Source organism: Shewanella sp. TB7-MNA-CIBAN-0143, from assembly GCF_040310065.1.
Lineage (GTDB): Bacteria > Pseudomonadota > Gammaproteobacteria > Enterobacterales > Shewanellaceae > Shewanella.
On sequence record NZ_JBEOPL010000029.1, the window covers coordinates 26,646 to 49,014 of the forward strand.

Here is a 22,369-nt window from a genome sequence, read left to right on the forward strand (position 1 = left end):
TTTGATTACCCCGCAGATAGGTTATGTATTGATGTATGTGGTTATTTTTTTAAGAAAGCTTGGAAGCGTTGTTTTGCTTCGTCACTTTGTAAGCGTTCAGCAAACTCAACTAATTCTAATTTCATCTGAGCTTTAACTTCTGCCTGGTTATGACGTAAAAGCCGTTTTGATGCTTGCATAGATAATGGTGGCAGAGCTGCCAATTTTTTTGCTTGCGCTAGACTGAAGCTAATGAGCTCGTCTTGCGCAACCACGCGGTTAATAATGGTTAATTTTTCAGCCGTCTCTGCATCAAAGGCTTCGCCCAGTAAAATCAGTTCAGCCGCTTTTTGTTGGCCAACAATTAAGGGTAACAAGATGCTTGAGGCTGCTTCTGGTACTAGCGCTAAATTGACAAATGGCATTTGGAATTTAGCCTGATTGTCGGCGTACACTAAGTCGCAATGCAATAGTAGAGTTGTTCCTATTCCCACAGCCGCTCCGGTTACCGCTGCAACCACAGGCTTTTTAAGATCTAACAAACAAAACAAGAATTTAACGGTTGGATGATTGTCATCTAAGGCACCACTTTGCAGAAAATCGACGATATCATTGCCAGAGGTAAAACAGTTTTCGGTACCATGGAACAGAAAGGCACGAATATCATTGTCGGCTTCACCTTGGATCAGGTATTCTGTGAATTGCTGATACATTTCTAGATTAAAGGCATTGCGCTTTTCTGGACGATTAAAACTGATGATACGCACGCCTTGATCATCTCTTACCTGAATATGACTCATTCGTAGCTTCCTGTTGTGAACGCGAGTGGGATTACATGGAGTTTAAGACATTGAAAGCAATATTCAAACATCTGTTTAACTTTTTAGTGTTATCATCATTATCATTCGCCGCCACTGCTAACGTTGTCCTGGTCGATGGACATGTTAGAGCTATGCCTGCGAGTGTGCCTAATACCGCCGCTTATTTTACGTTAGAAAATCATAACAACAGCGATGTTAAGTTAGTTGAAGTGAAGACCAGTGCGGCAAAAGTAGCGCAGTTACATACAATTTTAGAAGAAGATGGCATGGTTAAAATGCGTCAAGTCGAAGGGTTTACTATACCGTCTCACGGTTCGTTAACACTTCAACCTACTGGCGACCATGTGATGTTGTTGTCGTTAACCGCGCCATTGGTTATTGATGATAAAGTGCCTTTAGAATTAATTTTTGAAGATGGTCAGCATCTTATGATTGAGCTTACAGTGCTTAAACAGACCGCGGCTCAACATGATGAACATGTCGAGCATCATCACCATCATTAAGGAGCAATATTGATGCAAGTAACAAGGAATAAAATTTTAGCCGTTGTTGGTGTGCTGGGTTTAGTACTTTACTTTGTTAGCGTGTGGTGGAGCGTTGAGCCGGATCCCATTAAGCCGGTCTCGTCGCAAACCGATAACGGTAAGTTAATTGTGGGTTATGCCACAACGACTGCATTAATTGATACCATGGAAACCTTGCTGGATAAACCAGGTGGTTGGCTATCTAATGATATTATGCCTCCGTCGGTAATGATGGATAACATGCCTGCATTTGAATTTGGTGCATTAGAGCAAGTGCGTGATTTAGCACTGACTATGCGTAAAGAGTTTAGTCGTTCGCAGTCGCAGTCGACGGCGGACACTGATTTGTTAGCCGCTCATTCGAAGTTAAACATTGGTCATACTAGTTGGTTAGTGCCAAGTGCTGAAGGTGAGTATCGTGATGCGATCAAATTATTGAAACTTTACCGTGCTAAAATCAACGACGCTGATAACAATAATGCTCAGTTTTATGCTCGTGCAGATAATCTCAATGAATGGTTGAAAGAAGTTCAGAAACGCTTAGGCAGTATGTCGCAACACTTATCTGCCAGTGTGGGCCAAGAACGCTTAAATACTGATTTAGCAGGTGATAAGTCTGCGCGTCAATCTACACCGGGTTTATCGAGTAATGAAATTAAAACCAGCTGGTGGAAAATTGATGATGTATTTTATGAAAGCCGTGGTTCAGCCTGGGCATTATTGAATTTTATGCGGGCTATTGAAGTTGATTTTGCCGATGTGTTAGAAAAGAAAAACGCTGAGGTCAGTTTACGTCAAATTATTCGTGAACTTGAAGCAACTCAGCAAACAGTTTGGAGCCCTTTGGTTCTTAATGGAAATGGTTTTGGTTTAGTGGCTAATCACTCGTTGGTGATGGCTAATTATATTTCGCGTGCAAATGCCGCGGTAATTGATTTAACTAATTTACTCTCACAAGGATAATGATGAAAAAGACTCTTCTTGCCACAGCTGTAGTGGGCCTTTTAAGTGTGTCATCGGCTCATGCGGCAACTGTATTGGGTTTTAAAGTAGGCGCCGATTATTGGCAGGCAGACACCACAAATGCATTTAATGATGATAGTGGTGTTGCTCACAGCTTTAATGATGATTCTTCACAAGGTAGTGTGTGGATTGCTGTTGAGCATCCATTGCCGTTTGTGCCTAATGTTAAAATTCGTGAAAACCGTCTTGAGTCGAGCACGAGTCTTGCTAATGCCGATTTTAACTTTAACGGTCACAATTTTACTGGCGCAACCTCAGTGACTAATGACTTAAGTAATACTGACTTTGTATTGTATTACGAAATTCTCGATAATGACTTAGTGTCTGTTGATTTAGGTGCGGCATACAAGTTAATGAGTGGTTCATTACGTGTTGCTGATGCAGGTCACCCAGAAGAGGTGGATATCGATAGCGGTATCGTGATGGGATACGCCAGTGCACAAGTCGGCATGATTGGTTTAGGTTTGTTTGGCTTTGCTGATGTAATGATCGGTGTAGATGAATCTAATGTATATGACTATGGTGCAGGTTTAGGATGGCAGTTTGACGGATTAGCTGTCGATACTTCTATCCGTGTTGGTTACCGCGAGTTCAATTTTGATGTAAGCAACTTCTCTGGTGTTTCTCAGAATACTGACTTTAGTGGTGCATTTGCTGGTGTTGAATTAGTTTTCTAATTCGGTATCGAGCTTAACGATTATGTAAATAATTGTAATGCCTATAAAAAAACCGCCAATTGGCGGTTTTTTTGTGGGAGCTTATTTTTGTGTAAGCTTAGTGCTTAGTGACTAGTGCTTATTGAGCAATAAGTCCGCTGTTAATCGAGATAACATCATCTTCGTTCAACGTACCCGCAGCCTGTTTAAGCGCTAATATAGAGTTAATATAACCATAACGAGCTTCAGATAGTTGACGCTTTGAATCATATAAGTCGCGTGTACGGTTTAGCACATCAACAATTGTACGCGTACCCACTTCAAAACCAGCTTGGGTTGCTTTTAGCGCGCTTTCAGATGAAATAACTGATTGCTCATACGCTTTGATTGAACTGATAGACGCATTCACGTTGTTAAAGTTATTACGCACGTTTTTGGTAACGCTACGATGAGTTTGTTCTAATTTCTCGCTAGCTTCCACATATCGGAATTGCGCTTGCTTCACTTGAGAGGTGACTTTAAAGCCTTCAAAAATTGGAATGCTTAACGTGATACCAACATTGCTGTTGTCATAATCTGGACCAGGCGTTTGATCAACGCCTTTGTTGTAACCAGCATTGAAGTTCAATGAAGGCATGTGGCCAGCTTTGTACAATTTAATGGTTTCATTGGCGATATCTTTAGCGATACGTTGAGTCATTAAATCGATACTATTGGTTTCGGCCATTTTTAACCAAGCAGCAGATGATGCTGGGGCAGGTGTAACGGCTGAAAAACGGTTAGTATCAAGAATATCAATTGATTTATGATCTATACCAGTAATTTCACGTAATGTTTCGTAGCTATTGTCTAGGGTATTTTGAGCCAAAATTTCTAATGCTGATGCTAAGTCATATTGTGCTTGAGCTTCATGTACATCAGTAATTGCGGTTAGGCCGACTGCAAAACGTTGCTTAGTTTGTTCAAGCTGACGTTCAATGGCGGCTTTTTCTGCACCTTGGAACTCGTAGTTATCTTTAGCCGTTAATACGTCAAAGTACGCTTTAGTTACGCGAGTGATTAACGATTGTAATGACGATGCATAAGTTGAGTCGGCTTGAGATGCTGCCATTTCAGCAAGATCTAAACCAACCCATGCACTATGATCGTAGATAACTTGAGTTAAGCTAACACCACCCGTTAAACCGTCGGTGTCTGCTAAAGGATCGTTCCACGCTTTGGCATAACCAACGTTTGCGCTGATGGTTGGTAATAACGGTGCACGGTTTTCTTCAATACTCTCGTATAACGCATCACGTTGTGCTTTGGCTTGTAAAACGATAGGGTCGCTAGTGAGTGCTTGCTGATATATTTGAAGTAAATCGTCAGCTTGTACTGCTGGTGCTGCAATAGCAAATGCTAATGCTGCGTATAATGAACCAATTTTGAATTTCATTTGCTGCCCTTTTTAGACAATTCCTCGGTAATTTGAGGTGTTGATTAACTTATAATTTGGTCATGCTCTTGGTTAAGTGAATGATTGATCATCATTTAATCTTAACTCGGCAATCAGTGTTAACTCACTTGCTTAATGAATATGCACAATAATTTACAGATGATAGCGTCGTTCAATGTCGACATTTCATTGTTGATTACATATTGCTCACAATATATCGATTATGTCATGTCGATTACTACATATTGTGCACTACTTAATAGTAGTGATTTTTTCATTTTCAAGTCAAATTTGAAGTGTAACAGATTTTATTTTAATTAGACCCGTTTTTGCTTTTTCAAGCTCAAATGCTTAGTTCTTAATTATGTTAATTTAAACTGTTAAAATGACCCGTTAGTTTATGTTTTGATAGACAAGGATAAATATGTCTGAGCAATCGGTGTTAACAACCTTTGACGCAGAGTCAGGTTTTAGTTTGATATCTAAAAAAGTGTTGTATAAAGGTTTCTTCCAGTTGGACGAATACACCTTTAAGCATAAGTTGTTTAAAGGTGGCTGGAGTGGTGAGATTACCCGTGAGGTTTTTGAGCGCGGTAATGCGGTGGTTGTACTGCCTTATGACCCGGTTCGTGATGAAATTGTATTAATCGAACAAATTAGGGTACCTGCATTAGCAACTACTAAATCAATCTGGCTTCTTGAGTTAGTGGCAGGTATGATTGAGCCCGGCGAATTTCCAGAACAAGTTGCAGAGCGAGAATTGGCCGAAGAAGCTGGATTAAGTCTATTAGGTTTAACACGCATAAACAGTTACTTAGTCAGTCCTGGTGGCACTTCAGAGCGTTTTCATTTGTTTTGGGGGCAGGTTGATACGACCAAAGCTGGCGGAATACACGGACTTGAACATGAAAATGAAGATATTCGTGTGCATGTTGTTAGCCGTGAACAAGCCTATGAATGGATTAATAATGGTCGCATTGACAATGCATCGACGGTATTAGGCATCCAATGGTTGATGCTAAACTACCAACAGATTCGTGACGCACTTTAGTTTATTGAACATGGTGATAAGCAAGATAGGAATGATTGAGTGGCAGAGTTTAACCAGCGAAACAAGCAAAAATATCAACCCAATATCAGCGCATTTTTAGCGGTATGTGGTCGAAATTATGCACATATTTTAAAATGGTTACCCGATCAAATTACGGTCAATGTGCCTTGGCAGGTTGAAGGTGAGTTTGGCCAGTTGTCGATCAATCTTCTTGAGAATACTAAATATACTCAGTTAATCGAAATATCGCGCCCTATACCAAATGGACATTTTTTTAAATCTCCAAACGCAATTGTTCGTGTCTATCATGATGCTCAATTAGCAGAAGTGTTAACTAGCCAACAGATTTATCGCTTAAAGCCAGTGTATGATTACCCGAATATACATATGCATCATAGCGATGAAAAATTTCAGGTGAATGCATTCCTTGAGGAGCTGTTGAAGATTGGGTCTCTGAGAGTGACTTGCCAATCGTAGCTTTTTTCTTCTTTTTACCATGTTAGGAATATTTTGTGCTTAAAGACGCAGTGCATTATTCTGTTGCTGAAAATGAGCCTGTGCGATTAGTACAAGTGACGGATCCGCATCTTTTTGCTGATCCTGAAGGTCAATTGCTTGGTGTTAATACGGCACAAAGTCTTCAAGCCGTGTTGAATACATTTATTGCAACCCAATATCCCGCCAATATTTTATTGGCTACGGGAGATATTAGCCAAGATTATTCACCTGAGTCTTATCAGCACTTTGTGCAGAAGATTGAGATGTTAGATCTGCCTTGTCATTACTTACCCGGAAACCACGATGATCCTCGCTTAATGAGTCTGCGTATGCAGGGTGAAAAAGTGTTTGGTCAACAACGGATAATTATTGGTAACTGGCTAATATTAATGCTTGATTCAACTGTTCGTGGTAAGCCTGGTGGCTATATGGGCGAACAGCAGTTTGCATTGATCGAGGCTTCAATTAAGGCGACACCAGATAAACATGTGTTATTAGTGATGCACCATAATCCTATTTTAATGCAGTGCGCTTGGTTAGATCAGCATTGCATGATGAATGGCGAAGACTTTTTGCAACGAACAAGTCGCTACCCGCAAGTGAAAGGCGTTCTTTGGGGGCACGTACACCAACAAGTCGATAATATTCATCGTGGACCGCATGGTCCTATTCCACTAATGGCGACACCATCGACGTGTATTCAGTTTAAACCATTATCCTCCTATTTCGCCTTAGATCATCGTCAACCGGGTTATCGTTTGCTGGAGTTGGCAGGCGATGGTAGCATTCGTACTAATGTGTATCGCGTGCCTGGAAATCGATTTGCACCCGATAATGAGGCCAGCGGATACTAGTTTAGTGCGTCATCTTATGTTACTAAGGGACGTTAAGTATTGATTAACCGTCTCGCGAGGGAATATGCTGCTTTATATACATGGTTTTAATAGTTCTCCTCAGTCGGATAAGGCCGTTCAAACCGCACACTATATTCAGCAACATTATCCACAAGTCGACTTTCACCAACCACAATTACCTTCATCACCCTCTGCTGCTATGGCTTTATTGTGCAACATCGCTGAGCAAGCGAAACGGCAAGGGCAGATATTGCGCTTTATTGGCTCGTCGTTAGGTGGCTATTTTGCCAGTTATTTAACCGAAACGTATGGTGGCAGAGCTGTTTTGATTAATCCGGCGGTAAAACCGTTCGAATTATTTGAAGAGTTTATCGGGCCTCAATATAATCCTTATACCAATGAGCATTATCAAGTGTTGCCGCAGCATCAAGATGATGTCGCCCTGTATAATACTCACGTGATCCGGCACCCGGATCGTTTTCTGGTGCTGTTGCAAACTGGTGACGAAGTGTTAGATTATCGACAAGCATTACATAAGTACCATAGCTGTGAATTACATTTAGAGCCTAATGGCGACCACAGTTTTGTCGGCTATGAACAACAATTAGACAAAATATGTAAATTTATTCAGTTGTAACTTTCTACCGTTACAAACAACGATCAATTTGAGCTAACTTTGGCTCTATTTAACTCCAAATGTGTGGATTATGAGCAACCAATATACTTCTGACGCTATTGAGGTCCTTAATGGACTTGACCCGGTAAAACGCCGTCCAGGTATGTATACCGACACCTCTAGACCAAATCATCTTGGGCAAGAAGTCATTGATAACAGTGTTGATGAAGCTCTGGCAGGACACGCGACTAAAATTGAAGTTGTACTCCATACTGATAATTCCCTTGAAGTGACCGATGATGGCCGCGGTATGCCGGTGGATATTCACGCTGAAGAAGGCATTCCTGGGGTTGAACTGATCCTAACTAAATTGCACGCTGGCGGTAAGTTTTCCAATAAAAACTACCAATTCTCGGGCGGTTTACACGGGGTTGGTATTTCTGTTGTTAACGCCTTATCCACCCGAGTTGAAATCAGCGTTCGCCGTGATGCACAAATATACGAAATGGCCTTTGAGAATGGTTTTAAGGTCGAAGAGTTGGTGGTGACGGGTACTTGTGGACGTCGCAATACCGGGACCCGAGTGCATTTTTGGCCCGATGTAAGTTATTTTGATTCACCTAATTTCTCGGTCAGTAAATTAATTTATATTCTGCGAGCTAAAGCGGTATTGTGCCCTGGTTTGCGGATTAAATTCACCAATAAACAAAATGGTGATGTGCATGAATGGTTTTATGAAAGTGGCTTAACTGATTACCTCAAAGAAGCGATAAAAGACTCGGTTTTATTACCTGAAGAGCCTTTTGTTGGCAGCTTTAAAGGCAAATTAGAAGCTGCTGAGTGGGCTATTACATGGTTACCAGAAGGTGGCGAAAGTTTAAGTGAAAGCTACGTTAACTTAATTCCGACACCATTAGGTGGTACTCATGTGAATGGGTTTAGACAAGGTTTGCTTGAGTCTATGCGTGAGTTTTGTGAATTTCGCAATCTTGTTCCTCGGGGAATTAAGTTGTCGCCCGAAGACATTTGGGACCGTGCGGCGTTTATTTTATCGATAAAAATGCAAGATCCACAATTTGCTGGGCAAACCAAAGAAAAATTATCGAGCCGTCAAAGCTCTGCATTTGTTTCTGGTATTGCTCGTGATGCCTTTTCGTTGTGGTTAAATTCTAATACTGAGTTAGCAGAGCAGTTGGCAGAATTGTGTATTGGCAATGCATTGCGGCGCTTAAAGGCAGCCAAAAAAGTCGCGCGTAAAAAAGTCACTTCTGGACCTGCGTTACCGGGCAAGTTAACCGATTGTAGTGGCCAAGACCCAATGCGAGGAGAGTTGTTTTTAGTAGAGGGTGATTCTGCTGGTGGTAGCGCTAAACAAGCTCGAGACCGCGAGTTTCAAGCGATTATGCCGCTAAGAGGTAAGATTTTAAATACCTGGGAAGTTGATTCCGGACAAGTGTTAGCGTCGCAAGAGGTACATAATATTTCGATTGCGATTGGTTGCGATCCTGACAGTGATGATATTTCAGAATTACGTTATGGTAAAATTTGTATCTTAGCCGATGCGGATTCTGATGGGCTGCATATTGCGACATTGTTGTGTGCGTTGTTTTTAAAGCATTATCGTGTATTAGTTAACAATGGTCATGTGTATATTGCAATGCCACCGTTATTTCGTATTGATATCGGTAAAGAGGTTTTTTACGCTTTGGATGAAGCGGAAAAAACCGGTATTTTAGACCGTATAGCGGCAGAAAATAAAAAAGGTAAAGTGCAAGTGACTCGTTTTAAAGGTCTGGGTGAAATGAACCCGTTGCAGCTACGTGAAACCACTATGGATCCCAATACTAGACGCTTAGTGCAATTAACCATTGATGATGCCGATGAGACCGTGGCATTAATGGATATGTTACTTGCCAAAAAGCGTGCACCGGATCGTAAAAGTTGGTTAGAAACCAAAGGTGACCTAGCGTTACTTTAGCCGTGTTTCTTAGTGCCAATAATAATGTATAACATAAGGCAAAAGATAATTAGCATGCAATATATTAGATTACGATCTTACGTAAATTTGGGCGGTAAATTCGCCTTCATGGGGGTTATGTTTTTAGCCCTGACGCCTATTTTAGCCTCTGCTGCGCAATCGGTGATGATTACCGTTACCAAAGGTTTTGGATTAAGTTTATATGCTTCCGATTTAGGTGATATTAAGCAATTAACTGTAGGCGATGAGGGCACTCTTTTTGTAGGCTCTCAAAAAAGTGGCACTGTTTATGCGCTAGTTGATAGCGATCAAAATGGCCAAGTTGATAAACGTTATCTTATTGCCAGAGGCCTCGATTATCCTGAAGCGTTAGCCTTTCATGATGGTTCATTATACGTCACTGAAGACGATCGCATTATCCGTTTTGAAGAGATTGAGTCTCGCTTGCGTCGCCCTAGCCGTGCGCGTGAAGTGTATTCAAATTTACCAAGCTTAGACAAAAAGTATTCGCGTTCGATGCATTTTGGACCCGACGGACGTTTGTACATTGCCATCGGCTCGCCTTGTAATGTGTGCGAGGCTGCTTCGCCATTTGGCAGTATATTAGCGATTAATGTCGATACCGGTGCCAGTGAGCAAGTAGCTTCTGGGCTTCGCAGTGTTATTGGCTTTGATTGGTCACCCGATACTAACAAGTTATGGTTTGCTGATTTAGGCCGAGATTGGATGGGCGATAATATTCCCGCTGATGAGATAAACCGTTTAGACGTTAAAGGCAGCCATTTTGGCTTTCCTTATTTGCACGGTAAAGATGTTATTGAACCCGCCTATGATAAACCGGAAAATTTAAACATCACCCTGCCCGAATTTGAATTACCAGCCCATGTTGCTGCAACGGGATTAAGCTTTTACCGAGGCGAGCAATTTCCTGAACGTTATCGCAAACAGATTTTTGTGGCTGAAAATGGTTCGTGGAACCGTTCAAGTAAAGTCGGTTATCAAATTGTAATGCTTGAAATGGAAGATAACAAAATTATTAAACGTGAAACCGTAGTGAGTTTTCTGGATGGAGAATTTCCGGTAGCACGTCCATTTGATGTAATTAATGCGCCTGATGGTGCAATGTACATTTCAGATGATCTAAAAGGTAATATTTACCGCTTGTTTTATAATGCACCCGAACAATCACAGGAAACGAATAATGAGTGATGCGATTGAATTAAGCCTTGATGGTGTAGAGCAAATGCCGCTGAGGCGCTTTACCGAAGGGGCTTATTTAAATTATTCCATGTACGTGATTATGGATCGCGCCCTACCGCACATTGGTGATGGTCTAAAACCTGTCCAACGCCGCATTATCTATGCAATGAGCGAATTAGGCTTATCAGCGCAATCTAAACACAAAAAATCAGCCCGTACTGTCGGCGACGTGTTAGGTAAATATCACCCGCACGGTGATAGTGCGTGTTACGAAGCAATGGTGTTAATGGCGCAGCCATTTTCCTATCGATATCCGCTGGTTGACGGCCAAGGTAACTGGGGTGCGCCAGATGACCCTAAGTCATTTGCTGCAATGCGTTATACCGAAGCTAGATTATCAAAGTTTTCTGAAGTGTTATTGTCGGAATTAGGGCAGGGTACCGTAGATTGGAGCCCTAACTTTGATGGCACCATGAAAGAGCCTGTAACCTTACCAGCACGATTACCGCATATATTATTGAATGGTATTACCGGTATCGCAGTGGGCATGGCAACGGATATTCCGCCGCATAACGTGCGTGAATTAGTAGGCGCCTGTATAGAGCTAATCGATAATCCTAAAGCTGATTTAGCCCGCCTAATGGAGTTTGTTCCTGGTCCTGATTATCCAACAGAAGCCGAAATTATTACTCCTAGAGCTGATATTGAGCGGATTTATGAAACTGGTAAAGGCTCAATCAGAGCGCGTGCAGTTTACAGTGAAGAGCAGGGCGAGATTGTTATTACTTCATTACCGCATCAAGCCAGTAGCGGTAAGATTTTAGAACAAATTGCCAATCAAATGCAGGCCAAAAAGCTGCCGATGGTGTCTGATTTACGTGATGAATCTGATCATGAAAACCCAGTGCGATTAGTGATTGTACCTCGTTCAAATCGCATTGATTGTGATCAGCTAATGACCCATTTATTTGCGACGACAGATCTTGAAAAAAGCTTTCGAGTTAACCTAAATGTGTTGGGACTGGACGGTCGTCCGAAAGTAAAAGGTCTGAAACAACTGTTAACTGAGTGGTTGGAGTTCCGCCTTACAACGGTCACTCGCCGCTTGCAATATCGACTTGATAAAGTATTAGCCCGGTTACATATTTTAGAAGCGTTGATGGTTGCGTTTTTAAACATTGATGAAGTGATTGAAATTATTCGTTATAACGACGAACCTAAAGCTGAGTTGATGGCACGCTTTAACTTGTCAGATAAACAAGCTGAATCAATTTTAGAGTTAAAATTACGTCATTTAGCCAAGCTTGAAGAATTTAAAATTAAAGGTGAGCAAGATGAGCTTGCGGCAGAACGTGACAAATTAGAGTTATTGTTAAGCTCAGAACGTCGCATGAAAACCTTAGTGAAAAAAGAATTAATCCAAGATGGTGAGACTTATGGTGATAATCGTCGCTCGCCAATTATTGAACGTTTAGATGCCAAAGCGCTGACTGAGCAAGAGTTAACGCCAACTGAGTCTGTCACAGTTGTATTGTCTGATAAAGGCTGGGTACGTTGTGCTAAAGGCCATGATGTAGATGTAGAAGGCTTATCGTATAAGTCTGGTGACAGTTATCTTTGTAGCGTGATGGGCAAGAGTAACCAAGCTGCGGTGTTTATAGATTCGACTGGACGTGCATTTGCCACAGACAGTCATACGTTGCCTTCGGCGCGCAGCCAAGGCGAGCCAATTACCACACGCTTTAATATGGCTCCTGGCGCGACGATGCAACATGTACTCATGGGCGAAGATGAACAGTTCTTCTTGTTGGCAACCGATGCTGGTTATGGCTTTATTTGTGCTTACCCAGATTTGGTTAGCCGCAATAAAGCCGGTAAGGCACTACTCAGTCTGCCAACCAATGCGTTAGCTATGCAGCCAAAGTTAATCAATAAAACGGCAGATCAGTCGTTGTTAGCGATTACCTCTGAAGGCCGAATGTTGATGTTTAGTTTAGATGCCTTGCCACAGTTATCAAAAGGTAAAGGCAACAAGATTATCGGTATTCCAACCGATCGCGCTAAAAATCGTGAAGAGTTACTTTTGCACTTAAATGTTGTGCCACATAATACCGCAGTAACGTTGTGGGCTGGTAAGCGCAAGCTAACCTTGAAACCAAGCGATTTAGAGCACTATCGTGGTGAGCGTGGTCGTCGTGGTGCTAAGTTACCAAGAGGATTACAACGCGTAGACAGTGTTGATGTCGAAATGGGACCATTGGCAGAAGACGGCTTGCAAGACGATAATCTGGATATAAACGAGTAAGAATGCTGGATTGTAGAATAAAAAAATGCTGCTCATATGTCATATGAGCAGCATTTTTTTATGGAAGCAGAGTCGACTTATATATTAATGCGACTAGGCAACTTCATAGAAATTAGGTTCGTACTCAAGCTGTGTTTGAATTATTTGACTAGCCATGCGGGCACATTTGCCGCATTGGTCAGCAACGCCAAGACGTTTCTTTACATCAGCTAACGAACTGTCACCTAAGCTAACAGCTGCTTTGATTTGAGTGTCGGTAATCGCATGACAAAGACAAACGAACATAGGGAAAGCCTCTTCATTCAAAAAAATGGTCTGAGCTAGAAAGTAATCTAATTCTAAATGAAAACAGTTATCATTGGCAATAACTATTTTGCTTATGTAGCGATCATTTTTAATACAGTTTGATCTGGCTCACCTTTTTCCGATAAACCAGCACCGCGATATTAGTCCCGGCATAAACCAGTTGTTAATTAACGTATTGATATAAATGAATTTAGTTCGATGAGTGAAGAGAACTGTGAAAGTGGTTAATGTTAGATGCTAGCTGGATTAGATTAAGTACATGCTTGATGTTATACACCAAAGTGATCAAAATCTCCGCAAGCCTTCCCTGTTAATCCTAAATTGATTGCAGCTTTAGTAACCTTGTTTAACGTCGACCACATATTGTAATGGTTTAGATTGTTGCCATAGTTGATAGTTGTGGCTGAAAATTTGTGTTACTTGTTCAGGGAAGCTTAGTGCAGCGATATGCGGTGTGATAGTGACGTTATGGTAATGCCATAGTGGATGATCAGCAGGTAAGGGCTCTTGTTCGAATACATCTAATATGGCTTGACGTTGTGGTTGTAAGGTTAATTCAGCTTGTAACGCAGCTAATTCAATGGCGTTACCTCGGCCAATATTAAATAACATGGCATCTGCTTTTAATAACGACAGATTAGCCGTATTTAATATGTGCTTGGTTTGAGGTGTATTGGGCAATACGCTAACAATCACATCTGCTAGAGGCAAATAGTCGGCTAATTTATCAATGGTGTCGATGTTATCAAAGCCACTAACAGGAGCACCTTTTCGATTAAGCCCGCTGACAGTCATACCAAAATGATGGGCTGTTTTTGCAAGGTGCTGTGCGATAGAGCCGGTGCCTAATATTAATAGTTTGACTCCTTGCAAAGTACCATAACTACCCGGTAACCAACGCTGCTGTTGTTGCTGTTGAGTGTACGCATTATGCTGACGATAATGGCTTAGCAGGTAACCAAAAACATATTCGCTCATGAGTGGACCAAACACACCGCGAATATTAGTCAGTAAATAATCATGTGGTAACGACATATGCATTAATGCATCGACACCGGCAAAGGTAGATTGTAACCATTTGGGCGACGGTACATGCGGCAATAATGAAGCGGCTAGATGAGGTTCTGCTAACCAAATATCGGTATCGCTAATATTGCCGCCAGTATAATGGCCAGAATCATCAACCATCAGATCGTCAACAATTTCGAGGTTCGGCAGGCAAAGTTTTGTTAATAGTTGCCTATATTGATCGTTTTCTCTGGTGAGTAATAACAGTTTATGTGCCACATTAACCTCATTGTCGAACGTGGGATAACTAGATTATTCAAACCAAGCGCTATAATCGGTTGTTATCGGCATCATTGCAGCAGCGATGGCTTTATCTGGGTAATTACTGAATATACCGTCCACGCCCATCGCTTTTAACGCTTGAATATCTTGTGGGTTATCAACCGTATAAACAAACACTTTGCCGCCTCGCTGGTGGGCATCATCAACAATGGCTTGATTAATAAAACCAACATCAAGGTTGATTGAATAGGCATTAAGTGTGGTCATTATTGTAGCTAGATCGAGCGGAATGCCTGCTAATAATGGTGCGATCACCGCGTGCGGAAAAGACTGTTTTATCTGCGCCAAATAAGGATGGTTAAAGGATGATATTAACAGTTGTTCTGGGGTGAAACTAAGTTGCTCTAAGGCTTGAGGATATAAGGCAATAAACGGTTGTACGCAGCCAATGCCTTTTAATTCGATGTTAATAGTACACGAGCCTTTGCCGCTAACACTGACTCGTTCGAGTACTTGCCACAATGTGGGGATTGCTTGTCCGCCAACCGTAAATTGAGCCAATGCTGCCTTGGTGGTTAAATGGATTAGCCCTGTTCCGGTTGATTTACCTTCTAAGCGGCGATCATGAAACACCACTAATTCACCTTCAACGCAATGCACATCCAGTTCAATGGCATTAACACCCAAGTCGAGCGCTTTGTCCATCGCGGCTAAGGTGTTTTCAGGAGCATAACCGCTGGCGCCGCGGTGAGCAAAAACGAGCATAGGTGTCCTTAATCAATACTTAGCTTAGCCCTTGTATAATCCTGTGGATTCTTTAGGCGCATGATTAATATGAACTTCCATCTGAGGGTAGGCAAGTTCAACATTATTGTCTTTCAATTTTTTACTAATACGCTTATGTAAATTATGGCGCAGCGGCCAACGATCAGACATGTCTTTAGCATACGAACGTACTTCATAATCTTGTGTGTGTTGACCAAAACCAGCAAACCACACTTCGGGTTCTGGGCTGGTTAATGATAAATCACATTCGCGCACCGCTTGATGCAATAGCATTTCTACTTTGGTTGGATCTGAATCACGAGACACAGATACCGTGACGATAACGCGGGTAATTGGATCTGATAAAGACCAGTTGACCAATTGCTCGGTGATAAAGGCTTTGTTAGGCACGATAATTTCTTTACGGTCCCAATCGACAATTGTGGTTGCTCGAATCTGGATTTTACTGACAGTACCAGTGAGATCTCTAATGGTGACGGTATCGCCGATACGGATCGGTTTTTCAAATAGAATGATAATACCGGAAATAAAGTTGGCAAAAATTTCCTGGAGGCCAAAACCTAAGCCCACTGATAATGCGGCAACTAACCACTGTAATTTTGACCATTCCATGCCCAAGGTTGAAAAACCGAACAACGTGCCAAAAAATACCACAAGGTAGCTACTTACCGTGGTAATCGCAAAACCTGTGCCTGGTGATAAATCGAGTCTTTGTAAGAGCATTAATTCAAGTAAACCGGGTAGATTCTTCGCAATAACGACTGAGAACCCGACTAACATGATGCCAAATAAAATCGACTTTAATGTAATGGGCACTTGTTGCTCAATACCATTTACATTGCTATTGGTGGTCCATAAGGTAATGCCATCTAAAAATGAGAATACCGCGGTATGCGTTTGCGCCAAAATGCCTAATAAGCTGGCAAAAAAAGCTAAGATTAGGATCGATCTTACTAAGCCTAACGATTGGCTAGAGATGGTTTCTAAATCAACGACGGGTTCTTCGTAGGTTTCTATCGGCTCATTATTCATTTCGCCTCTTTCACGCTGTGCAAGACGCTCTGCACGTTTAGCTTTGGCACGGTCAAAGGCTATTAAGCGACGCTCGATTAACATCCAACGTTTAATGAGCTGATAGGTGAGTAAGAAACCTAAGCCTAACAGTACCGATATTTGTAGCTGTAATAGCAGCTGGAAAGCCGTGAAGTAGTAACCTATTCCCGCTAAGATAGCGCTAAAAATTGGCGTGACAACTAGAAGTGCCCATACCGCTTTTTGAATCAACTCCATGTTAGTGGCGTTAGGCTTATTTTTACGATATTGGCCAATAAGTAACATGATATCTTTATACAACAGGCATAACACAATACAGAAAACGATAAATGCCCCGCGGCCAAGGCTGTTGCGTACTAATGAAGTATCTAGTGCTTCGGTGAAACCCATTAAGCCGATTAATGGTGCCGATACCATGACAAATGAAGCCATGGTTTGTTGTGCTTGTTTAACAATTTTTTTGGGCCGTCTGAAGTGGCTAATCAAAATGCCTTTATCAACGGTTAATAAGTAAAAGAATTGATAAATGAGATAACAGACACCAATGGCTAAGATGCCCACTCCGACGGCATACACCATGTTTTGCTCTGATCGCGAGAATATAAACCCAGCCATGATCACCGGTAAGGGTTTTATTAGGGCATACACTAAGCTGATGATTAAGGTTTTGATGGTGTATTTAAATTTATCTTGAGTCACATTACCGACAAAGATGGCATAGCGCCCAATCGCTTTATTGAACTTAGGTGTCAGCATGTCTTGTGCCATTAAACAGCACAATAATAAAATTCCCCACCAAGCCCAATAATTACTTTGTTCGGACCACGCTTGTTGTAATGACTGCCACTGACTCGGTTGCAGCAACCAAACGCTACTGTGGCTTAAATCAATTAGCCATAACGCGCCAATGCTAGGGGCGTTAGGTACCCAAAACAAATGCTCATTAAGAGTGTTTTTTAATGTGTTATGCAGTTGATTTAACTGTTCATACCCAATGCGCAATTTTGCAAATTCAGCTAAATATCGATCATAGCTTTGCAGTAGCTGCTCTATCAATACTTGCTGTGATTGCAATAATTTGATTTGGGTTTCATTAAACATTTCGCTGTCATCGAGTTGCTGACTATTTAACGCTTGTTGTTGTTCTAATTGGTAGCGCTCTAGCCGTGTGTCAGCTAATTCAGTTTGCAATTTGTCGAGATTGGGCGGTTTCGGCAATGATTGCAGCATTTGTAAAAAACGATCGCCAAATGCAGAATTAGTTTTAACCCAGGTAATTTGCTCAAGCACGTTTGATAGCTGTGCATTTTGCGATTGATAGCGTTTTTCAATGCGTTGCTGTTTCTCTATCGCAGATTTTATATTGCTAGTAAGTTTTTGTAATTGTTCTGCATAGTGTTGATTCAATTTGCTTAAATCTTGAGACAATGGGTCGGCTAGCTCTTGGGCATCAATTAAGTTGTTGGCTATGGTGTCTGCTGTTTGCTGCTGACGATACTCAATATTATGTTTGTTGATAAGCTCGATAAAGGTTTCTTGTTGGCTTAACGATAAGCGATTGAGCTGTTGTTGTAGTTGGGTGATCTCTAATTGCTTAGGGTTAGCTAAACGTTCCGATTCTAAGGTCGCAATATGCTGCGTTAGCAGTTCTGCTTGAAGTTTGTTACGTTGACCTAACGGAGTTTCAATCGGGACTTGGAGGGTTTTATTATGTTGAGTTAAGGCATTTTGTGCCTGAACGATTAAGTCTGGTAATAATGTCTGACGTTGTGAAATTAGGCGCAACTTATCATTAAGGCTCGACTCAGTCTCTTTTAATTCCGATAAGTGAAAGTAGGCCATTGAAGCTTGCTGATCAAGGTCTATATCCGCATCTAGACTCAATGCTATTTGCGCTTCACGTAGCTGCCCTGTAAGTGATAGTTTGGTTTCGTTGTTAGATTGTTCAATATTGGTATAGGTTTGTTGTTCTATTTGTAGCTTTTCAATGCTGCTTTGCAGTTCTGCAATTTGAGATGTGATATCAAGCGGCTGATTTTCGGCTTGGCTATTGAGCCCCAAACGCTTATCTAGGGTTAGGGGAGTATTGGCGAATACAGAAACCGACAGTGTATTAACTATAAGGAAACACAGGAATAAACACGCTAAACGTAACATAATACTTTGCTCAGGTTGGAGTAAGGCTATGGTAGCAAATTTGCGTGATTATGCTCTACTTTTTTGATGACTTTGTTGGGTTTCAAATAAAGCCGTTGCCACAATAATGGTTCCGCCGATAAGGGTTGGTGTTGTGAGTTGCTCGTCTAAAACCAATAATGCGAGCACTGCACCATAAAACGGTTGTAAACACGACACTAACCCCACTGTTTTAGCGCTTAAAAAACGCAGTGCTGTAGTAAATAACGCATGAGGTAAGGCGGTGAACACTATGCCAAGTAACAGAATCAATCCCCAAGTGGTTTGGCTAATGTGCTGGGCAGGGACATCTTGCCAAGGACTCAATAGAATTAACGTTATCAGTGTTTGATAAAACATAGCATGCGGACCGCTATATTGCGAAAATACTCGTTTATGAAGCAAATTTCTGCAGGTAAATAAAGCTGCTGAAATAACGCCAACGATAATGCCTAAGGTGGTGTCGTTATTCAGATTTGCCTCAGGGATCAGCATTATTACGCCTGCTAATACCGCGATACCGGATATTACATCGACAAGTTTGAGCTGCGTTTTATTGATTAATGGTTCGATTAATACCGTCATGACGGGATAAGTAAAAAATGCAATCATGCCAATGGCGACAGATGACAACTGCATAGCTGCAAAATAGGTTACCCAATGCAGACACACTAAAGTGCCTAGCGCTAAGGCCGCCCAATAATCTTGTTGGCGTTGTAATCTAAGTGGGCATTTGGTCGCTTTAATCATTGCAGCGAGTACTATTGCGGCGATGATACAGCGCAAAAAGGTAATGTTAAGTGCACTAAGGGGAATGAGTTTAGAAAATAAAGCCGTACCACCAAAGAGCAGTACGGCTATATGTAACTCAACTAAGCCAGAGTGTGGTTTAGTTGTTGTCATGTTGGTTACTGCTGTGTGAGTTTAGCGAACGGCTGACCCATACGAGTTGTTGCACCTGGTTCAACACCATCTGCAAATGTTTCAATAGCATCTTGGGCAAATAACATCACCACAGTACTGCCTAGTTTAAAGCGGCCCATTTCAGCGCCTTTTTCTAAGGTGACCGCTTCTGGACCCGTGGTTGGATAGTCCCAGCTAAATACTTGCTTACCGCCTGGCGGTGTTACCGTGCCAGACCATATGGTTTCAATACTGGCAACAATGGTTGCACCAACCAGTACCATTGCTAATGGACCTACTTCGGTTTCAAATATAGCTACAACACGTTCATTACGGGCAAACAGTCCTGGCACGTTTTGAGCGGTAAGTGGATTAACCGAGAATAAATCACCTGGCACGTAAGTCATTTTTGATAATGTACCTGTAATAGGCATATGCAGGCGATGGTAATCTTTTGGGGCCAAATAAATGGTGGCAAAATCCCCACCATCAAAGCGTGCAGCATCGGCCTTATTGCCACCTAACAATGCTTCAGAGGTATAAGTGTGGCCTTTAGCCTGGAAAATATTGCCCGCTTCAATCGGTCCACATTGGCTTACCGCGCCGTCAACAGGGTGCGCCATCATATTACTTTCTGTGCAGATAGGTCTGAGTTCAGGCTTTAATGCACGGGTAAAAAATGCATTAAACGTTTTATAGGCTTCGGGCTCAGGTTGCTGTGCTTCAGACATATCAATTTTGTATTGTTTGATAAACCATTTAATTCCTGCCGTGGTGATAGCGCCTGCTTCCGCAGCAGCAAACTTACCCACTAAACGCGACAGAAAATGTTTTGGTAGCATGTATTGCAAAGCAATTTTAATTGAGTCCAATGTATTTTCCTTTTCTCTAATCTGGTTGAACCATAAAATATTATTCTATTGAGTATTATTCATCAATAGCACGAAAATGTCGTGCATGACGTTGCTCGTCTAAACTGGCAATAATACGTTGGTAATTACTAAAGCGGTCTTGAGTTATCTTTCCATCAGCTAAAGCCTGCTGTAAAGCACAACCTGGGTCGTCGCCATGTTTACAATCACGGAACTTACACGATCCTAAAAAGTCTCTAAACTCAACAAAACACCAGCCCACTCTGATGGCATCCAAATGCCACAAGGCAAATTCGCGAACACCAGGTGAGTCGATTAAATCACCGCCGCTGACAAAGTGCAGTAATTTGGCCGTGGTTGTAGTGTGCTGCCCTAAACCTGAGTTGCCAGACACATCTCCGATCAACAGTTCAGCATCAGGCATTAATGCATTGATTAAAGAAGACTTGCCAACACCAGACTGACCAGCAAAAACACTGACGCTGTTATTGAGTAATTCTTTAAGGTCTTCAACGCCTTCACCGGTGTGACTACTGACGCGGAAAACCTGATAACCAATATTTTGGTAACGCGTTAATGCCGTTTCGATTTCATCACGATTAGTGTCATCCAATAAATCAATTTTATTGAGAATGATGATCGGTGTGATATCTGTATCTTCTGAAGCCACTAAGTATCGGTCAATAATTTGAGTGGTAAAGCTGGGTAATACCGATGACACAATTAAGATTTGATCGATGTTGGCGGCAATAATTTTTACGCCATCGTATAAATCTGGTCGAGTTAAAGAAGATTTTCGAGGGTGAACGGCGATAACAATACCACCGATACTGGAGCCAGATTGGACTTCTGTCGCTAATCGGACCACCACTTTATCACCAGTAACTAAACTGGTCACTGCGCGGCGAATATTACATCGCGATACAGTACCGTCAGCTGTTTCGATGTCGGCATGCTGACCAAAGCGCGAAATAACCACTCCAGCTTGCTCAGGGCCTAAGAGGTTATCCTGTAACTCAGCTTGTTGAGTGTCATCGTCACCGCGCTTTAATCGCTTGGTTTGATTCGCTCGCATTCGGCGTAATTGGCCTTGGCTTAGGGGTTTCTTTTTACTCACTGGCTTATCTTCATTAAATAGGTGTTTTTTTGTGTGTCAAAAAAACAGTATGATACACACTCTTTTATAAAAATGCCTGAATTTAGGCGACAGATAACATAAGGCGGCATAAATGGCTGTTGATGCGAATAATCTAATTTGGGTTGATTTGGAAATGACAGGCTTAGAACCAGATGTCGATCGAGTCATTGAAATTGCAACTTTAGTGACCGACCAAGAACTCAACATCATTGCTCAAGGCCCTGTTCTAGCCATTTATCAGACCGATGAAGTACTAGCAGGCATGGATGATTGGAACCAAAAACATCACGGAGAGTCTGGATTAGTTGACCGTGTGCGTGCCAGTAAATGTTCTGAACAAGATGCGATAACACAAACGATTGATTTTTTAGCTCAGTACGTGCCTAAAGGCGCATCGCCAATGTGCGGTAATAGTATTGGTCAAGATCGTCGCTTCTTGAATAAGTACATGTTGGAACTTGAAGAGTTCTTTCATTATCGCAACATTGATGTCAGCACAGTTAAAGAATTGGTTCGTCGTTGGAGTCCTGAAACAATGAATGGCTTCAGCAAGAAAAATACTCACCAAGCATTAGAAGATATTAAGGAATCTATTGCTGAAATGCAGTTTTATCGCAAAGAAGTATTTAAAATTTAACCAATCGAACAATTTTTTTTAAAAAGGGGGTTGCAGCATAGTAAAATTTACCTATAATGCGGCCTCAACTTTCTACAGAGCGCCAAACTCTGAGTCATAGAAAGTTGTAATGAAATTTGAAAGTATGCGACATTAGTTCAGTTGGCATAGGTTGAAAGACGATACCTTGTTGATTGTAACAATGAAGCAAACAGTACGCGACATTAGCTCAGTTGGTAGAGCGATACCTTGCCAAGGTATAGGTCATCAGTTCGAACCTGATATGTCGC

Annotated in this window: 20 protein-coding genes and 1 tRNA gene; 12 read left to right on the forward strand and 9 right to left on the reverse strand. The window is 41.7% G+C overall.

The features are described from left to right. Positions 1–41: 41 nt before the first annotated feature. Positions 42–779, reverse strand: a complete 738-nt coding sequence (locus AAEY97_RS19095; protein WP_182743153.1) for an enoyl-CoA hydratase-related protein — start codon at positions 777–779, stop codon at positions 42–44. A 35-nt stretch (positions 780–814) separates the two neighbouring features. Here AAEY97_RS19095 and AAEY97_RS19100 point away from each other — a divergent pair, with 35 nt between their 5' ends. From AAEY97_RS19100 to AAEY97_RS19110, 3 genes are read left to right on the forward strand one after another with little or no spacing between them, the layout of a single operon-like run. Continuing rightward, positions 815–1,303 carry a copper chaperone PCu(A)C gene (locus AAEY97_RS19100; RefSeq protein WP_182743155.1) on the forward strand — a complete coding sequence of 163 codons (489 nt, stop codon included), beginning with the start codon at positions 815–817 and terminating at the stop codon, positions 1,301–1,303. A 12-nt stretch (positions 1,304–1,315) separates the two neighbouring features. After that, positions 1,316–2,287, forward strand: a complete 972-nt coding sequence (locus AAEY97_RS19105) for a DUF2333 family protein (RefSeq protein ID WP_101085216.1) — start codon at positions 1,316–1,318, stop codon at positions 2,285–2,287. A gap of 2 nt (positions 2,288–2,289) precedes the next feature. Further along, positions 2,290–3,024, forward strand: coding sequence for a TIGR04219 family outer membrane beta-barrel protein (locus tag AAEY97_RS19110; RefSeq protein ID WP_351000873.1), 735 nt, complete (start codon positions 2,290–2,292; stop codon positions 3,022–3,024). A 118-nt stretch (positions 3,025–3,142) separates the two neighbouring features. Here the strand turns inward: AAEY97_RS19110 and tolC are convergent, their stop codons facing one another. Next, on the reverse strand, positions 3,143–4,438 hold the full coding sequence (gene tolC, locus AAEY97_RS19115) for an outer membrane channel protein TolC (protein ID WP_351000876.1): 1,296 nt from the start codon (positions 4,436–4,438) through the stop codon (positions 3,143–3,145). Positions 4,439–4,862: 424 nt separating this feature from the next. Between tolC and nudF the strand changes: the two genes are divergently transcribed. From nudF to parC, 7 genes are all read left to right on the forward strand, one after another. Then, on the forward strand, positions 4,863–5,489 hold the full coding sequence (nudF, locus tag AAEY97_RS19120) for an ADP-ribose diphosphatase (RefSeq protein ID WP_101085219.1): 627 nt from the start codon (positions 4,863–4,865) through the stop codon (positions 5,487–5,489). 39 nt (positions 5,490–5,528) lie between these two features. Beyond that, positions 5,529–5,966: a DUF1249 domain-containing protein gene (locus AAEY97_RS19125; RefSeq protein ID WP_162023877.1), complete on the forward strand. Its 438-nt coding sequence runs from the start codon at positions 5,529–5,531 to the stop codon at positions 5,964–5,966. Positions 5,967–6,001: 35 nt separating this feature from the next. Further along, a complete protein-coding gene (gene cpdA / locus AAEY97_RS19130; protein WP_101085221.1) occupies positions 6,002–6,841 on the forward strand; it encodes a 3',5'-cyclic-AMP phosphodiesterase in 840 nt (279 codons plus the stop codon). A gap of 64 nt (positions 6,842–6,905) precedes the next feature. After that, a complete protein-coding gene (locus AAEY97_RS19135) occupies positions 6,906–7,478 on the forward strand; it encodes a YqiA/YcfP family alpha/beta fold hydrolase (RefSeq protein ID WP_162023876.1) in 573 nt (190 codons plus the stop codon). Positions 7,479–7,548: 70 nt separating this feature from the next. Next, positions 7,549–9,435 (forward strand): DNA topoisomerase IV subunit B, encoded by a 1,887-nt coding sequence (gene parE / locus AAEY97_RS19140; protein WP_101085223.1) that lies wholly within the window; start codon positions 7,549–7,551, stop codon positions 9,433–9,435. 117 nt (positions 9,436–9,552) lie between these two features. Then, the gene (locus AAEY97_RS19145; protein ID WP_502959474.1) at positions 9,553–10,644 is read left to right on the forward strand and encodes a PQQ-dependent sugar dehydrogenase; all 1,092 of its coding nucleotides are present in this window, start codon (positions 9,553–9,555) and stop codon (positions 10,642–10,644) included. Continuing rightward, positions 10,637–12,940 carry a DNA topoisomerase IV subunit A gene (gene parC, locus AAEY97_RS19150; RefSeq protein WP_351000881.1) on the forward strand — a complete coding sequence of 768 codons (2,304 nt, stop codon included), beginning with the start codon at positions 10,637–10,639 and terminating at the stop codon, positions 12,938–12,940. Before AAEY97_RS19145 ends, parC begins: the two co-directional genes overlap by 8 nt. A gap of 93 nt (positions 12,941–13,033) precedes the next feature. Here the strand turns inward: parC and AAEY97_RS19155 are convergent, their stop codons facing one another. The 7 genes from AAEY97_RS19155 to rsgA all read right to left on the reverse strand — a co-directional run bounded on the left by AAEY97_RS19155 (position 13,034) and on the right by rsgA (position 21,442). Beyond that, positions 13,034–13,225 (reverse strand): bacterioferritin-associated ferredoxin, encoded by a 192-nt coding sequence (locus AAEY97_RS19155; protein ID WP_011638763.1) that lies wholly within the window; start codon positions 13,223–13,225, stop codon positions 13,034–13,036. A 354-nt stretch (positions 13,226–13,579) separates the two neighbouring features. After that, a complete protein-coding gene (locus AAEY97_RS19160) occupies positions 13,580–14,533 on the reverse strand; it encodes a D-2-hydroxyacid dehydrogenase (RefSeq protein WP_351000884.1) in 954 nt (317 codons plus the stop codon). A gap of 33 nt (positions 14,534–14,566) precedes the next feature. Next, the gene (locus tag AAEY97_RS19165) at positions 14,567–15,301 is read right to left on the reverse strand and encodes a glycerophosphodiester phosphodiesterase (RefSeq protein ID WP_162023872.1); all 735 of its coding nucleotides are present in this window, start codon (positions 15,299–15,301) and stop codon (positions 14,567–14,569) included. Positions 15,302–15,325: 24 nt separating this feature from the next. Then, on the reverse strand, positions 15,326–18,532 hold the full coding sequence (locus AAEY97_RS19170; protein ID WP_182743239.1) for a mechanosensitive ion channel domain-containing protein: 3,207 nt from the start codon (positions 18,530–18,532) through the stop codon (positions 15,326–15,328). Positions 18,533–18,580: 48 nt separating this feature from the next. Then, the gene (locus AAEY97_RS19175) at positions 18,581–19,453 is read right to left on the reverse strand and encodes a DMT family transporter (protein WP_351000889.1); all 873 of its coding nucleotides are present in this window, start codon (positions 19,451–19,453) and stop codon (positions 18,581–18,583) included. Positions 19,454–19,458: 5 nt separating this feature from the next. Continuing rightward, positions 19,459–20,325 (reverse strand): archaetidylserine decarboxylase, encoded by an 867-nt coding sequence (asd, locus tag AAEY97_RS19180; RefSeq protein ID WP_101085230.1) that lies wholly within the window; start codon positions 20,323–20,325, stop codon positions 19,459–19,461. A 55-nt stretch (positions 20,326–20,380) separates the two neighbouring features. Next, positions 20,381–21,442: a small ribosomal subunit biogenesis GTPase RsgA gene (gene rsgA / locus AAEY97_RS19185; protein ID WP_101085231.1), complete on the reverse strand. Its 1,062-nt coding sequence runs from the start codon at positions 21,440–21,442 to the stop codon at positions 20,381–20,383. Between the two features lie 112 nt (positions 21,443–21,554). Between rsgA and orn the strand changes: the two genes are divergently transcribed. After that, positions 21,555–22,100: an oligoribonuclease gene (orn, locus tag AAEY97_RS19190; protein ID WP_351000892.1), complete on the forward strand. Its 546-nt coding sequence runs from the start codon at positions 21,555–21,557 to the stop codon at positions 22,098–22,100. Between the two features lie 197 nt (positions 22,101–22,297). Further along, positions 22,298–22,369, forward strand: a tRNA-Gly gene (locus AAEY97_RS19195).

Coding starts and splice junctions, on each gene's coding strand:
- AAEY97_RS19095 (WP_182743153.1), bottom strand. CDS start 779: ATGAGTCATATTCAGGTAAGAGATGATCAAGGCGTGCGTATCATCAGT.
- AAEY97_RS19100 (WP_182743155.1), top strand. CDS start 815: ATGGAGTTTAAGACATTGAAAGCAATATTCAAACATCTGTTTAACTTT.
- AAEY97_RS19105 (WP_101085216.1), top strand. CDS start 1,316: ATGCAAGTAACAAGGAATAAAATTTTAGCCGTTGTTGGTGTGCTGGGT.
- AAEY97_RS19110 (WP_351000873.1), top strand. CDS start 2,290: ATGAAAAAGACTCTTCTTGCCACAGCTGTAGTGGGCCTTTTAAGTGTG.
- tolC (WP_351000876.1), bottom strand. CDS start 4,438: ATGAAATTCAAAATTGGTTCATTATACGCAGCATTAGCATTTGCTATT.
- nudF (WP_101085219.1), top strand. CDS start 4,863: ATGTCTGAGCAATCGGTGTTAACAACCTTTGACGCAGAGTCAGGTTTT.
- AAEY97_RS19135 (WP_162023876.1), top strand. CDS start 6,906: ATGCTGCTTTATATACATGGTTTTAATAGTTCTCCTCAGTCGGATAAG.
- parE (WP_101085223.1), top strand. CDS start 7,549: ATGAGCAACCAATATACTTCTGACGCTATTGAGGTCCTTAATGGACTT.
- AAEY97_RS19145 (WP_502959474.1), top strand. CDS start 9,553: ATGTTTTTAGCCCTGACGCCTATTTTAGCCTCTGCTGCGCAATCGGTG.
- parC (WP_351000881.1), top strand. CDS start 10,637: ATGAGTGATGCGATTGAATTAAGCCTTGATGGTGTAGAGCAAATGCCG.
- AAEY97_RS19155 (WP_011638763.1), bottom strand. CDS start 13,225: ATGTTCGTTTGTCTTTGTCATGCGATTACCGACACTCAAATCAAAGCA.
- AAEY97_RS19165 (WP_162023872.1), bottom strand. CDS start 15,301: ATGCTCGTTTTTGCTCACCGCGGCGCCAGCGGTTATGCTCCTGAAAAC.
- AAEY97_RS19170 (WP_182743239.1), bottom strand. CDS start 18,532: ATGTTACGTTTAGCGTGTTTATTCCTGTGTTTCCTTATAGTTAATACA.
- AAEY97_RS19175 (WP_351000889.1), bottom strand. CDS start 19,453: ATGACAACAACTAAACCACACTCTGGCTTAGTTGAGTTACATATAGCC.
- orn (WP_351000892.1), top strand. CDS start 21,555: ATGGCTGTTGATGCGAATAATCTAATTTGGGTTGATTTGGAAATGACA.